13 protein-coding genes are annotated in these 13602 nt (G+C 34.8%); 6 read left to right on the forward strand and 7 right to left on the reverse strand.

The features are described 5' to 3' along the window. Nucleotides 1-40: 40 nt before the first annotated feature. Nucleotides 41-1231 carry a pyridoxal phosphate-dependent aminotransferase gene (locus AACZ49_RS08055; RefSeq protein ID WP_339653266.1) on the reverse strand — a complete coding sequence of 397 codons (1191 nt, stop codon included), beginning with the start codon at nt 1229-1231 and terminating at the stop codon, nt 41-43. Between the two features lie 15 nt (nt 1232-1246). Next, complete coding sequence (locus tag AACZ49_RS08060; RefSeq protein ID WP_339653268.1) at nt 1247-2347, reverse strand: acyl-CoA desaturase; 1101 nt, start codon at nt 2345-2347, stop codon at nt 1247-1249. Nucleotides 2348-2467: 120 nt separating this feature from the next. Between AACZ49_RS08060 and rsmG the strand changes: the two genes are divergently transcribed. Continuing rightward, nucleotides 2468-3103 (forward strand): 16S rRNA (guanine(527)-N(7))-methyltransferase RsmG, encoded by a 636-nt coding sequence (gene rsmG, locus AACZ49_RS08065; RefSeq protein ID WP_339653270.1) that lies wholly within the window; start codon nt 2468-2470, stop codon nt 3101-3103. Between the two features lie 402 nt (nt 3104-3505). On the opposite strand, the gene AACZ49_RS08070 is transcribed toward rsmG, so the two are convergent. The 5 genes from AACZ49_RS08070 to AACZ49_RS08090 all read right to left on the reverse strand — a co-directional run bounded on the left by AACZ49_RS08070 (nt 3506) and on the right by AACZ49_RS08090 (nt 8620). Further along, nucleotides 3506-4051, reverse strand: a complete 546-nt coding sequence (locus AACZ49_RS08070; protein WP_339653492.1) for a DinB family protein — start codon at nt 4049-4051, stop codon at nt 3506-3508. 74 nt (nt 4052-4125) lie between these two features. Then, nucleotides 4126-5754, reverse strand: a complete 1629-nt coding sequence (gene pruA / locus AACZ49_RS08075; protein ID WP_339653271.1) for an L-glutamate gamma-semialdehyde dehydrogenase — start codon at nt 5752-5754, stop codon at nt 4126-4128. Nucleotides 5755-5835: 81 nt separating this feature from the next. Next, entirely contained in the window at nt 5836-6222 is a 387-nt protein-coding gene (gene apaG, locus AACZ49_RS08080; protein ID WP_339653495.1) for a Co2+/Mg2+ efflux protein ApaG, read from the reverse strand. A 5-nt stretch (nt 6223-6227) separates the two neighbouring features. Further along, nucleotides 6228-7310, reverse strand: coding sequence for a DUF3667 domain-containing protein (locus AACZ49_RS08085; protein ID WP_339653272.1), 1083 nt, complete (start codon nt 7308-7310; stop codon nt 6228-6230). 68 nt (nt 7311-7378) lie between these two features. Further along, entirely contained in the window at nt 7379-8620 is a 1242-nt protein-coding gene (locus tag AACZ49_RS08090) for a DUF5103 domain-containing protein (RefSeq protein WP_339653273.1), read from the reverse strand. Between the two features lie 152 nt (nt 8621-8772). Between AACZ49_RS08090 and AACZ49_RS08095 the strand changes: the two genes are divergently transcribed. Genes AACZ49_RS08095 through nqrE form a run of 5 tightly spaced genes read left to right on the forward strand, consistent with a single transcriptional unit; the run spans nt 8773 to nt 13602 of the window. Beyond that, nucleotides 8773-10125 (forward strand): Na(+)-translocating NADH-quinone reductase subunit A, encoded by a 1353-nt coding sequence (locus tag AACZ49_RS08095; protein WP_339653274.1) that lies wholly within the window; start codon nt 8773-8775, stop codon nt 10123-10125. 3 nt (nt 10126-10128) lie between these two features. Next, the gene (locus AACZ49_RS08100) at nt 10129-11412 is read left to right on the forward strand and encodes an NADH:ubiquinone reductase (Na(+)-transporting) subunit B (RefSeq protein ID WP_339653275.1); all 1284 of its coding nucleotides are present in this window, start codon (nt 10129-10131) and stop codon (nt 11410-11412) included. A gap of 2 nt (nt 11413-11414) precedes the next feature. Continuing rightward, on the forward strand, nt 11415-12167 hold the full coding sequence (locus AACZ49_RS08105; protein ID WP_339653276.1) for a Na(+)-translocating NADH-quinone reductase subunit C: 753 nt from the start codon (nt 11415-11417) through the stop codon (nt 12165-12167). A 1-nt stretch (nt 12168) separates the two neighbouring features. Continuing rightward, complete coding sequence (locus AACZ49_RS08110) at nt 12169-12816, forward strand: NADH:ubiquinone reductase (Na(+)-transporting) subunit D (protein WP_339653277.1); 648 nt, start codon at nt 12169-12171, stop codon at nt 12814-12816. 21 nt (nt 12817-12837) lie between these two features. After that, entirely contained in the window at nt 12838-13602 is a 765-nt protein-coding gene (gene nqrE, locus AACZ49_RS08115) for an NADH:ubiquinone reductase (Na(+)-transporting) subunit E (RefSeq protein ID WP_339653278.1), read from the forward strand.

Genomic DNA, 13602 nt, shown 5'->3' on the forward strand with positions numbered 1-13602 from the left:
CAATAAAAGGGACTTTTTTTATTTTGTAATGTGTTGAATATTATTTTAGCGCTTCTTTAATTCTTGATATCGCCTCTTTAATATCTTTCACTGATGCTGCGTAAGATATACGAATACAATTACCATTACCAAAAGCGTCACCGGTAACTGTTGCTACATTTGCTGCTTCTAGAAGATACATTGAGAAATCTGATGCATTATTAATTTTAGTGCCATTTAATGTTTTTCCAAAATAGGCAGTTACATCTGGATAGACGTAAAATGCACCCTCGGGCTCATTGCATTTAAAACCTTCAATTTCATTTAATAGACCCAAAATTAACTTGCGACGTTCTTTAAATTCATCAACCATGAATTGAATACGGTCAGGTGATTCTTCTAAAGCTGTTATAACTGCACGTTGAGCAATACAATTAGCACCACTGGTAACTTGACCTTGTAGTTTGTTGGTTGCGCGGGCAATGTATGCAGGTGCACCGATATATCCAATACGCCATCCAGTCATAGCAAAAGCTTTTGCTACCCCATTTACAGTAACTGTACGATCGAACATATCATCAAATTCAGCCATTGATGCATGTTTGGTTACGCCATAATTAATATGCTCATAAATTTCATCGCTCACAACTATAATTTGAGGATATTTTTTTAGAACATCAGCAAGTGCACGCAATTCTTTTTTGCTATATATTGATCCACTTGGGTTACAAGGTGAGCTGTACCATAACATTTTTGTTTTTGGTGTTATTGCTGCTTCCAATTGCTCTGGAGTCATCTTAAAATCATTTTCCAAAGAAGTTGAAACCTCTACAGGAATACCATCTGCTAGTTTTACTATATCACTATAACTTACCCAGTAAGGGCAAGGTAAAATAACCTCGTCTCCAGGGTTTAATATAACCTGGGCTACATTGTATAATGACTGTTTTGCACCAGTGGAAACAACAATTTGAGCAGGCTCATAACTAATGTTATTATCCCTTTTGAATTTGGTGATAATTGCCTTTTTTAAATCTACATATCCATCTACTGGAGAATATGAATTGTAGTTGTCATTAATTGCCTGTATGGCTGCGTCTTTGATATAGTCTGGAGTTTCAAAATCTGGTTCGCCTAAGCTTAAGCCAATTATATCTTTTCCTGATGCTCTTAATTCACGGGCCTTTGCGGCCATTTCCAAAGTAGCTGACGGGGTAACGCTGTTTATTCTATCCGAAAGTTGATTGCTCATGGGTGCTATAAATTTCTAGTATTGCAATGTAGGCTCTTTGCCTAATTCTTTTAAATGTTTGAAGTGCGAAATTATAGCTTTTCTAGTAGTTTTATACTCGTGATATGGCAAATTAAATTCCTGTGCTGTTTGTTTCACAATTTTCGAAATTTTTGTGTAATGAACGTGGCTAATGTTTGGAAATATATGGTGCTCTACTTGATGATTTAATCCGCCCGTAAACCAATTTACTATTTTGTTTTTTGTACCAAAATTTACAGTAGTGAACAATTGGTGAATGGCCCAAGAGTTTTTCATGGTGCCAGATTCGTCCGGTAATGGAGTATCTGCATCGTCAACAATATGTGCAAGTTGAAAGACTACACTTAAAATAACACCCGCAACGTAATGCATTAAAAAGAAGCCAATTAGAATTTTCCACCATGCTATGTCCAAAATTAACATAGGTAGAACTATCCAAATAGTTATGTATAATAATTTTGTAACAATAAGAGTACTCCAGTTCATAGTAGCACTTGGTAATTTACCGTAAGATAATTTACGCTTCATATACCTGTACATTTGTTGAAAATCGGTGGTTATTGCCCAATTAAATGTTAGTAGACCGTATAGTAAAACAGAATAGAAATGTTGAAACTTATGATGTTTTTTCCACTCGGCATGCTTAGAGAAACGTAGAATTCTACCCGCTTCCATATCTTCATCATGTTCATGAATGTTGGTATATGTATGATGAAGTACGTTGTGTTGTACTTGCCAGTTATAAACATTTCCGGCAAGTATATAAATACTGCTACCCATTAATTTATTTACCCATTTTTTATTGGAATAAGCCCCATGATTACCGTCATGCATAACGTTCATGCCGACGCCTGCCATGCCTATGCCCATAACAATGGTCAATAGAATATTTGCCCAGTTTGGCAATCCTAAAGTTAAGATTAGGAAATAAGGTGCGAGAAATAAAGAGAACATCACTAGAGTTTTAACGTGGAGTCTCCAATTACCCGTTTTCTTTAGTTTATTTGTTTTGAAATAGTCATTTACTCTTCCATTTAAAGTTTTGAAAAACTTTGCAGAATCTGTTCTTGGGAAACGAATGGTATTTTGTTTCATAATATGGTAATCTTTTACTTAATAATATGTAATTGATTCTATAATAGTTTGATAGCTTAATTAAAAGCTAAATCTTTGCAATACTTAATATACTAATAAAATCTATTTACAAATATAAGGATGACTGCTGAAAGAATATTTGAATATTTTCCCAATTTATCTGAAAATCAGAAGAATCAATTTATAAAATTAGAGGAGCTATATAAAGATTGGAACCAAAAAATTAATGTTGTTTCAAGAAAAGATATAGATGAGCTTTATATAAGACACGTTTTGCATTCACTTGGAATTGCCAAATTCATATCCTTTAACGATGGTTCTAAAATACTTGATGTTGGAACAGGAGGGGGCTTCCCCGGTATTCCATTGGCTATTTTATTCCCCGAGGTTCATTTTACTTTGGTTGATTCTATCGGAAAAAAAATAAAGGTAGTTGATGAGGTAGTTGAAGGATTGCAGTTGTCTAATGTGAAAACTATTAATGCTCGGGTTGAGGAGATACCGGGTCAGTTCGATTTTATTGTCAGTAGGGCTGTTGCGGCTATGCCAACTTTTGTGCATTGGATAAAAGGAAAAATTAAAAAAGAATCAGCACATTCTATTCGTAATGGAATATTGTACTTAAAAGGTGGTGATTTGCTTGATGAACTTAAAGACTATAAAACTGCCGAAGTCTATGAATTAACTGATTATTTCAAAGAAGATTTTTTTGAAACAAAGAAAATGGTCTATCTGCCATTAAAATTTAAAGGATGATTTTACTGTACTTATTTCAGATTTAAAGACTAAATGCTCGGTAATAAGCTCTTCTGTATTTTTAAACAAATAGTTTAATGAATTTCCAACTTAGAAATTGGAAACTTCTAATTGGTGTGTTTGCTTTTTGGGTTTTCATGTTAGTTTCTATTTTAAGGGAAGTATGAAGTGCTGTAAATAGTATTTATTTTAGATTAAATTTACATTGAAACTACATTTGAGTATTGTAAATGCTTCATTTTTGATAAATTAAATGTCGGTTGGTTGGGTAATGAAATTTGCTTTTACAAAGAAATTCAATAATTGTAATTTATATATGAATGTTGCAGGCGAAGGGTTGTGTATAAAAAAAACCTTCAGCCATTTTAATGGTTGAAGGCTAATAATTCTTTAAGGGCAATTTTACTTACTCCAAGGTGGAACAACACCGTTAGATCTGGCATAAGCAATTAACTGACCTTTATGTTCTCCATTATGTTCCATTATGGCTAAAAGTCCACCTAATTTATTTGCTTTCATAAAACCAAAATCAACTTCTTCGTTTAAATTGCCATCTTCTACCATGGTAATTTTTTCTAAAACAAATTCATTGGATTTATTTAAAGTTGCTATGATATTATCCTTTCCAGTAATTTTTCCTAATGACATCATGTCAACATCTTCTGGTGGAGCGAATCCTAATTTAGATGCTAGAAAATAATTTGCGGTTGCAACATGTAAAAGCGCTTCTCCAACAGAATTGACTCCTTCTGCAGGTCTCCAATCGTATTTTTCTTCAGGGAAAGCTTCCGCTAATTGTATTACCTGAGATTGGTTGCTGGTTAAAACAGCTTTAATGGTGTTCTGTGTAAGCCCTTCTTGAGCTTGAACAAAGAAAGCAGAGAATAATACTGCGATAAGTAGTAGCTTTTTCTTAAGTAGTGTGTTAGTGAATTTAAAAGTAAGAATTTATTGTTTTGATATGGAATTTGCGGTAATTAATTAAAAAAGGCTGAATTTAAATTCAGCCTTTTTTTGTGTTTTTATCCTAAAAATGGATATCTATAATCAACAGGTGTAACAAATGTTTCTTTTATTAATCTTGGTGAAACCCATCTTAACAAGTTTTGAGCTGACCCAGCTTTATCATTTGTGCCTGATGCTCTTGCACCACCAAAAGGTTGTTGGCCAACAACAGCTCCAGTTGGTTTATCGTTGATATAGAAATTACCAGCGCAATTTTGTAGTGCTTTGGTTGCCTCTTCTATAGCATATCTATCATTTGAAAGAACAGCGCCTGTTAACGCATATTCTGAAGTGCCGTCTATTAATTGAAGAGTTTCGCTCCAATCTTTATCATCATATACATAAATAGTAACTACAGGTCCGAAAAGTTCGGTTTCCATAGTTGTGTATTTTGGATCAGTAGTAACAATAACCGTGGGTTCTATAAAGTACCCTTTAGATTTATCAAAACTACCACCTGCATATATCTCTGCATTTTTATCTTCTTTCGCCTGATTTATATACTTGGCCAATTTATCAAAAGAACCTTCATGAATTACGGCGGTAATAAAATTGCTCATATCTTCTGGAGATCCAGGTTTGTTGAACGATTCGATATCAGCTTTAACAAATTCTAATATCTCTTTAGATGTAGATTTTGGCAAATAGACTCTTGATGCTGCACTACATTTTTGACCCTGAAATTCAAAGGCACCTCTAGAAATAGCGGTAGCAACCTGCTTTGTATTTGCTGTCGGGTGTGCAAGAATAAAATCCTTACCACCGGTTTCCCCAACTATTTTGGGGTATGTTTTATAGGTATGAATATTGTTTCCAATTTGTTTCCATAATTCTTTGAAAACATGTGTTGAACCTGTGAAATGAAGCCCTGCAAAATCAGGACTGGCTAAAATAGTGTTCGTAATCATTACTGGATCACCATAAACAACATTAATAACACCGTCAGGTAAGCCTGCTTCTTTAAAAATGTCAACAATAACTTTTGCTGAAAATATTTGACTATCACTAGGTTTCCAAACAACTACATTGCCCATCATTGCAGCACTTGCAGGAAGGTTACCCGCTATTGCTGTAAAATTAAATGGAGTTATGGCATAAACAAATCCTTCTAAAGGCCTGTATTCGACCCGGTTCCAAATACCTTCTGCAGAATCAGGTTGTTCTGCATATATCTGAGACATATACTCCACGTTAAAACGTAGAAAGTCAATCAATTCGCAAGCGGCGTCAATTTCCGCTTGGTGAATGTTTTTTGATTGAGCAATCATGGTCGACGCATTAATTTTAGCGCGATAAGGCCCGGCAATTAGTTCTGCGGCTTTTAAGAAAATGGCTGCGCGTTGCTCCCAAGCTAAATTAGCCCAAGCAGTTCTGGATTCTAAACAACTATCTATTGCAGATTGTACATTCTTTATATCGGCAGTATGGTAAGTGCCAACAATATGTTTGTGATCGTGAGGAGGTGACATTGGTTTAGTATTGCCTGTTCGAACCTCTTTTGAACCTATGTACATAGGAACATCTACATTGCCGTTAAAATATGTTTTGTATTGTTCCAAAACGGCTTCTCTTTCTGAAGAGCCAGGTGCATAGCTTTTAATTGGTTCATTAATAGCTTTAGGAACTTGGAAAAAACCTTTACCCATTGTCAAAATTTTTAAATTAAAAAGTTGAACAAAGGTACTAAAAGGGAGTTGGACTTAAAACTAATAGAAGATTAAAAGGATTTAGTTTAAGGCAAACGGGGCGTTAAATTTAAAAGTAGGTATATATACTCTGAATTTATCAGAGTTGCTAAGACGACTCATATTGTAATGACCTTTCATGGCACCAATTGGAGAGGTGAGTAAACATCCAGAGTTATATGTATGGGAATCTCCAGGTTGAATTACTGGTTTTTTACCAATAACACCTTCACCGTCTAAGGTTTCCATTTCATTTAAAGAGTCATAAATTTTCCAATGGCGAGAAGTCAATTGAACAGCATCTTTACTTTGATTCTCAATGGTAATAGTGTAGCCGAACGCATAGTGCATTTTGTAGTTTTTAAAAAAAGTGCCTTCAAAACTGGTTTGAACCGATATTTTAATGCCTTTGGTTACCTGTGTTATCATCATATTTAATATGTAAAAACGCTTGCAGCTATTAATATTGTAATTGCTATACCTCCTAAGATAAAAAATATTGAGTTTAGGAAAATATATTTTATAATCGTTTTAACTCTTCCTTGCTGATAGAAATTTCGCATTGCTTTATAAAGGTAGATTGCGAATATTAATAAAAATATTCCTTCACTGCCAATATTGAACACAGTGTTAATCAAATTGCTAACAATGAGCAAGATAAAGAATAACGATTGATTGTGAAAACTAAAGATCAAATGATCGGTATAAGTATATTTTTTTCTGATATAGACCATCCAAACGAAAAAAGAAAAGAAAGGAAGGAAGAAGAATGTAGCAAATGGTAATTTAGATATGATACTATTAAAAAAAGTTCCAGGGCGTTTTTCGATTTCCACCAAACTTTGCGCAAGGTTAAAGGTTGTTTCATTCTCAAAATTAGGGGTAATCTCATATTTGATAACACTTTCATCAAAACTATAGATGGTATCCCTTTTTATAACGGTAGTGAAGAATTCTATTTTACTACTATATCTATTGAAAAATCCAACGTCTTTAATTTCTTTGAAATATTTTTTGGGATTTGAAAGTATGCTTGAATCTTTTGCACTTTTTATATCTCCGATAATCTTTTGTAATTTTATGGAATCAAAAGCTGCCAAAGCTGCCTTTTTTTCTTCTTCATTCTCAAACTCATAAGTGTTTAGTTGCTTTTTAACATCAAAAGTTGGCATTTTATTCCCGCTACCATACTTGTTTAAGGATTCAAATCCACTATTAAAACTTATTATTAAAAAGTAGATAATTGATAAACTTAATAGAAAACGAAAAGGGTTTGTGTATGATAAGCGTTTACCGCCAATATATTCTCTGGTTATTTTACCAGGTTTAAGTAGAAGTGCCGAAAGTGTTTGCCAAAGTTTAGAATCATAGGAGATATAGTTCGAGAAAAATTCTTCGAAAAAATCTAAAAGTGTAAGCTTCTTGGTGCTGTTGGCTTGGGAGCAATTAGGACAATATTGGTCACTTAAATCAAGAGGGTGTCCGCAGTTTAAGCAGTCAACACCTCTGTATTGCAACTTATATCGCCCTGTGGTTTTTATGGTTGGTTGATTTTTCATTATTGATGAAAAACATAAATATACAGTTAGTTCGTGATATTTCTTGAATTGGCAGAACCAATACCTATTAAGCTGTCGTACATGTCACCAAAGTTTCGGTAATAGACAAATATAAGGTAATTGTTTTCGGTAAAATGAAAATTACCACCCACAACGTTGGCTTTAATGTCTTGTCCATTTTTCAATACATATTTATAGTTGTAAAAACCTTGCTTCATTTTTAGTGTAGCTTCCAACATACCGTTAGTTTCATTGTAGGTCATTTTGTTTTCATCGGTAAGTGCATAATTGTTGTATTTGCCAAATATGTAAACGTCATCTAAAGCTATAAATTCGTTATATGGCAAGCTAAAATGAACATTTGTATATTCCGCTTCACGAGAAGCATTGTCACCTTGCAGGGTACGAACCACGAAATCTCCATTAATATCAGGAAAGTAGCTGTATGGCTTGTCATTTCTGAAAGTATCAGAAAATAAATAGTGATTATACAGGTCGGTTAGGTCAATTCTAGAAATCTGAGAGCTTGGGGCTCTAAGGTCGCTCGTATCGTAAAGTAAATATTCGTTTCCTCCGTAAAATGCTGTTTCTTGGTCGTATTTATATACAAGTTCATTCCCTATGGTGTATTGCGGTACAATATCTTGTATGGCGGTGGGCCAATAATAATTTTGTAAAATAGTGACTTTTACTTCTTTTTTTGGGTTAACCAGTTTGAAGCCTGATGATTGAATGTTAAATTGAACTACCTGCTTTTCGTTTATAAAATTAAAATCTCTAGAACGTTTTATTGTGGCAGATACGTTTAAAAGGTCTTTGTAGACTAAAAATCTACGTGAAAATTGAAGTTCGTAATTACTATTATAAACTTCTAAAAGATAGTTGCCACTAACTTTTAGGCGCACATTGTCGTTCGGTATGGTTAATTGATAATTGGAATAGGTTTCAAGAGTAGTGTAGCTATTTTCATAGTCGGTAATTCTTTGGTTATCGACACCATCCAAATATTGCGATTTTAATAAACTTGATTTATTCCAATCATAATCGCAATGTGTAACTTTATAGTAATAGTCTTGCTCGTTGGCTAATATATCATCAAATTCTAAATAAATAGGTTCACCGATTTTAATAATTGGAAACTGATCTTCTGTTGGTCCTTTGAAGATAATTGATTTTATGTTATATGGAGGATTTACTTCTTCTTGAACCTGTGCGACTATATTTTGCAAGAAAAATAGACATATAAAATGTTTAATGAAAATTCGCATTGGTAGCCTTTTTTTTAAGTAAAGGTAAACAAAAACGATGCCTAAAAAATATACCTCGATGTAATGTCTAAATTATGGGGTAATAATTATGAAAACGAAGTTTTTGTACTTAAATTTGCTCAAATTTTGTTAACCTAAAGGTCTACACACACATGTCCAAAGACATACGAATTAAAAAAGGGCTCAACATTAACCTTGTGGGTTCCGCAGAACAGACGACTTCGAAAGCTGTTTTGAGTAATGTATATGCTATACAATTAAGTGATTTTCACGGAATTACTCCTAAGATGATAGTAAAACAAGGCGCTGAGGTGAAAGCTGGTGAGCCTTTGTTCTACAACAAGAACATAGAAGATATGCTCTTTGTGTCGCCAATAAGCGGAGAGTTGGTAGAAATTGAAAGAGGGGAGAGAAGGCGTATTTTGACCTTGAAAATATTAGCAGATAAAACCCAAGAAACATTTGCAGGAGAAGCTTTAGATGTTGAAAAGTCTACTAAAGGTGAATTGAAGGCTGCTTTGTTAAAGAGTGGTTGTTGGCCGTTCATTAAGCAACGACCATATGATGTGGTTGCAAATCCTGATGCTACTCCAAAATCAATTTTTATTTCTGGGTATTCAAGTGCGCCATTACAGGCCGATTTGGATTATGTTTTACAGGGTAAGGAAAAAGAATTGCAAGCGGCTGTTGCAGCACTTGGTAAGCTAACACCTGGTAAGGTTCATGTAACTATAGGCGATTCAGGTAATTCACCATTGGCTTCTTTGAAAGGTGTTGAATTGCATAAAGTTTCTGGTCCACATCCTGCTGGTTTGGTCGGTACTCATATAAGTAAGTTGGATCCTATTAATAAGGGGGAAACGGTTTGGACGGTAGCGCCTCAAGATTTGGTTATTATTGGTGAATATTTGCTTACGGGTAAGTTCAATGCTGAAAGAGTAGTTGCGCTTGTTGGTTCATCGGTTAAGGCACCAAAATATTACAGTACTAAGATAGGTGCTGAAATTTCTACCTTTCTTTACGCAAGTGGTGTTAATGAGGAGAATTTTAGGGTTATAAATGGCGATGTTCTTACGGGAGCAAAAAGTAAGCCAGATGGTTTCCTAGGGTTTTATAATAATACGGTAACGGTTATTCCGGAAGGTGACGACTATGAGTTGTTTGGATGGAACAAACCTGTCTTTAATAAAATTTCGGCAACTAGGGCATTAACATTCTCATGGATGCAGCCGAATAAGAAATATGAATTAGATACCAATACAAATGGAGAGCACAGAGCTTTCGTTGTAACGGGTCAATATGAAGAAGTTTTTCCAATGGATATCTACCCAATGCAACTATTAAAAGCTTGTATGGTAAAGGATTTGGATGAAATGGAACAACTGGGATTGTATGAGGTGGCTCCAGAAGATTTTTCATTGACGGAGTTTATTTGTATTTCCAAACAACCGCACCAGAAGATTATTCGTGAGGGGTTAGATTTATTGCAAAAAGAAATAGGATAAGAAATGAGTTTAAAAAGTAAATTACACGAACTTAAGCTAAAGTATCAGGGTAAAAAGATGGCACCTGCTTTCAATGCTTTTCATACTTTTTTGTTTTCGCCAGACGAAACTACCCATGCAGGTGGTACACATGTAAAGGCTGTAGATGATTTAAAACGAACCATGAATACGGTGATTATGGCGCTAATTCCAGTGCTATTGTTTTCTATGTTCAATGCGGGTTACCAACATTATTCTGCCATAAACGGGTTTCCGGCAGATTTCTCTGTATTGAACGATTTCCTTACTTGGGATAATTTTTGGATCGGTATTATAAAAGTTCTTCCATTGGTAGTTGTTTCTTATGCGGTAGGTCTAATTGTAGAATTTATTTTTGCAGTTATAAAAGGGCATGAAGTGGAAGAGGGTTATTTGGTAACTGGTATGTTGGTTCCATTAATTGTGCCTATTGATACGCCACTTTGGATGTTGGCCGTTGCCGTAGTGTTCGGTGTTGTAATAGGTAAAGAAGTTTTTGGTGGAACGGGAATGAACATTCTTAATCCGGCATTAACAATTAGAGCATTTCTTTTCTTCGCTTACCCAACTTGGATGAGTGGAGATAAGGTTTGGGTGTATGGTGCGCGTGAGCGTTCTGAAGAAATATTAGCTGGTGCAACTAATGTGGATGCAATTTCTGGTGAAACCATATTAGGATATTTAGCTCAGAATAAAGGAGGGGAAATTACATACTCAGTTTCAGATATGTTTTTTGGTTTTATACCGGGATCTGTAGGTGAGACTTCAGCATTTTTAATTCTTTTAGGAGGTTTGTTTTTAATTTATACCAAGATTGCCAGTTGGAGAATTATGGTGAGTGCGGTAATCGGTTCTTTGGTAATGGGATTAATTTTTAATCAAATTGTCGATTTTGGCTGGGTAGCAGAATCTAGTAAGTTCTACGGTTTAATGAGTTTTGATTTTTGGAAGCACTTAATCGTTGGAGGTCTAGCATTCGGTATAGTGTATATGGCCACAGATCCTGTTACAGGTTCTCAGACCAACAAGGGTAAATGGTTCTATGGTTTTTTTATAGGATTTATTTCCGTAATGATACGAGTGTTTAATCCTGCGTATCCAGAAGGCGTATTCTTGGCAATCTTATTAATGAACGTATTTGCACCTACTATTGATCATTATGTTATTAGAGGTAACATTAAAAATAGAATGAAAAGATTAAAAAATGCCACTATCTATCCTAAAGATTCAGATGGTAAGGCAGAAGAACTTAAAGCTGAAACAGTTTAATTATGGCAATTAAAACAGATAGTAACGTTTATACAGTAGTTTTTGCTGCTGTTATGGTTGTAGTGGTGGGGTCGATACTTGCGTTTTTCGCATCGGCATTACGACCAAACATTAAAGAGAATGAGCGTTTTGAAAAGCAGCAGAACATCCTTTATGCAATGGGTGTTAATGAAAATGGAGATGATGCTGGTAGTGTGAATTTTATTCCTACGGATGTAGTTGAGGGTGAATTTTCAAGTTATATTAAAGAGCAATTAGTTATTCAAGGAGACAAAATCACCCAGAATGATGAGGCTTACTTAATTGATTTGAAGAAGCAATTGGCAAACATGAAAAAAGGTGAGGAATATAAATTACCTGTTTTTATTGGTGAAAAAGATGGAAAGAAGTTTTATATCATACCAATGTATGGCAAAGGTCTTTGGGATGCTATTTGGGGTTTTATTGCTCTAGATGATTCCATGACGGTTCAGGGTGTATATTTTGATCATAAAGGGGAAACACCTGGTTTAGGAGCGAATATTAAAATGCGTTATTTTATGGACGATTTTAAAGGTGAATCTATATTAAAAGGAACTCAATATGCGGGTATAGCAGTTGCCAAAGGTAACAACGATCCATTAAACAACACAAAAGATGATAATGAAGTAGATGCCTTGGCAGGAGCTACTATCACAGGTAACGGTGTCACCGCTATGATTAAGGAGACCGTTAAAATATATAAACCTTATTTAGAAACTATTAGAGCAAAGTAATATGGCACTACTCTCAAAAAAAGATGCAAATCTAATTACGGATCCGCTCGCGGATAATAACCCTATTACTATCCAAGTATTAGGTATATGCTCGGCATTAGCTATTACAGCAGAATTGAAAGCCGCGGTGGTGATGGCTGTTTCGGTAATGTTTGTTTTAGCTGCTGGAAATGTCGTCATATCATTGATGAGGAATATTATCCCTTCAAAAATCAGAATTATTGTTCAGTTAATTGTTGTAGCTGCTTTGGTAATTATAGTGGATCAAGTGCTTAAGGCCTATGCTTATGAATTGAGTAAAACCTTGGCCGTATTTGTTGGTTTGATTATTACCAACTGCATAATCATGGGTCGATTTGAGGCATTTGCCTTGGCAAACGGACCTTGGCGTTCCTTTTTGGACGGTATTGGAAACTCTTTAGGCTATGGTGTTATTTTGGTTATCGTAGGCTTTTTTAGAGAGCTTTTAGGGTCAGGTACCCTTTTTGGTTATCCGGTTTTAGGAGACCCAATTACAAAAACTGGATTATATGCAACCGGATATGAAAATAACGGATTTATGATAATTCCACCAGCAGCTTTGATTGTTGTAGGTATTATTATTTGGGTGCAACGCTCAAGAAATCCAGCATTGGTAGAGGAGAATTAAAAAGATATATAATAAGAGATTATGTTAGAACATGTAGAATTATTTTTTAAATCCATCTTTATCGATAACATGGTATTTGCCGTTTTCTTGGGGATGTGTTCTTATTTGGCTGTATCCAAAAAAGTTGCTACAGCGGTAGGTTTAGGTGCGGCGGTAATATTCGTATTGGCAGTAACGGTACCAATGAACTGGTTGTTGGATAAATATTTATTACAAGATGGTGCTTTAGTATGGTTAGGTCCAGAATATGCCGATTACAATCTTAGCTTTTTATCTTTTATCCTATTTATTGCAACCATTGCAACTATGGTACAATTGGTAGAAATAGTTGTTGAGAAGTTTTCACCTTCGTTATATAATTCATTAGGTATTTTCTTACCGTTGATTGCGGTTAACTGTGCTATTTTAGGAGGCTCATTGTTCATGCAGGCTAGAGAAATTGAAACATTAGGTTTAGCATTTAACTATGGTATAAGCTCTGGTATTGGTTGGTTCTTGGCAATTTTAGCTATTGCTGCGATTCGTGAAAAAATCAGATATAGTAATGTGCCTGCACCGTTAAGAGGATTGGGTATTACATTTATTATTACCGGTTTAATGGGTATTGGATTTCAAAGTTTTGGTGGTATGTTAACAGGTGGTGGTGAAGAAACTGAAGAAAGCACTGAGCAAGTTAACCAAAGTTTAGAACCTGAGGTAGTAGTTCCTGTATTGGAAGAAGAAGTAGTAGAAAAGAATACTGAAATTGACGAAAAGGATATTTCTTATAACGACGTAAAAAAATAA

The sequence above is a fragment of the uncultured Maribacter sp. genome (assembly GCF_963975365.1).
Lineage (GTDB): Bacteria > Bacteroidota > Bacteroidia > Flavobacteriales > Flavobacteriaceae > Maribacter.

Excerpts from the sequence above, each read along its gene's own strand:
- AACZ49_RS08055 (WP_339653266.1), bottom strand. The coding sequence starts at position 1,231 with ATGAGCAATCAACTTTCGGATAGAATAAACAGCGTTACCCCGTCAGCT.
- AACZ49_RS08060 (WP_339653268.1), bottom strand. The coding sequence starts at position 2,347 with ATGAAACAAAATACCATTCGTTTCCCAAGAACAGATTCTGCAAAGTTT.
- rsmG (WP_339653270.1), top strand. The coding sequence starts at position 2,468 with ATGACTGCTGAAAGAATATTTGAATATTTTCCCAATTTATCTGAAAAT.
- pruA (WP_339653271.1), bottom strand. The coding sequence starts at position 5,754 with ATGGGTAAAGGTTTTTTCCAAGTTCCTAAAGCTATTAATGAACCAATT.
- apaG (WP_339653495.1), bottom strand. The coding sequence starts at position 6,222 with ATGATAACACAGGTAACCAAAGGCATTAAAATATCGGTTCAAACCAGT.
- AACZ49_RS08090 (WP_339653273.1), bottom strand. The coding sequence starts at position 8,620 with ATGCGAATTTTCATTAAACATTTTATATGTCTATTTTTCTTGCAAAAT.
- AACZ49_RS08095 (WP_339653274.1), top strand. The coding sequence starts at position 8,773 with ATGTCCAAAGACATACGAATTAAAAAAGGGCTCAACATTAACCTTGTG.
- AACZ49_RS08100 (WP_339653275.1), top strand. The coding sequence starts at position 10,129 with ATGAGTTTAAAAAGTAAATTACACGAACTTAAGCTAAAGTATCAGGGT.
- AACZ49_RS08105 (WP_339653276.1), top strand. The coding sequence starts at position 11,415 with ATGGCAATTAAAACAGATAGTAACGTTTATACAGTAGTTTTTGCTGCT.
- AACZ49_RS08110 (WP_339653277.1), top strand. The coding sequence starts at position 12,169 with ATGGCACTACTCTCAAAAAAAGATGCAAATCTAATTACGGATCCGCTC.
- nqrE (WP_339653278.1), top strand. The coding sequence starts at position 12,838 with ATGTTAGAACATGTAGAATTATTTTTTAAATCCATCTTTATCGATAAC.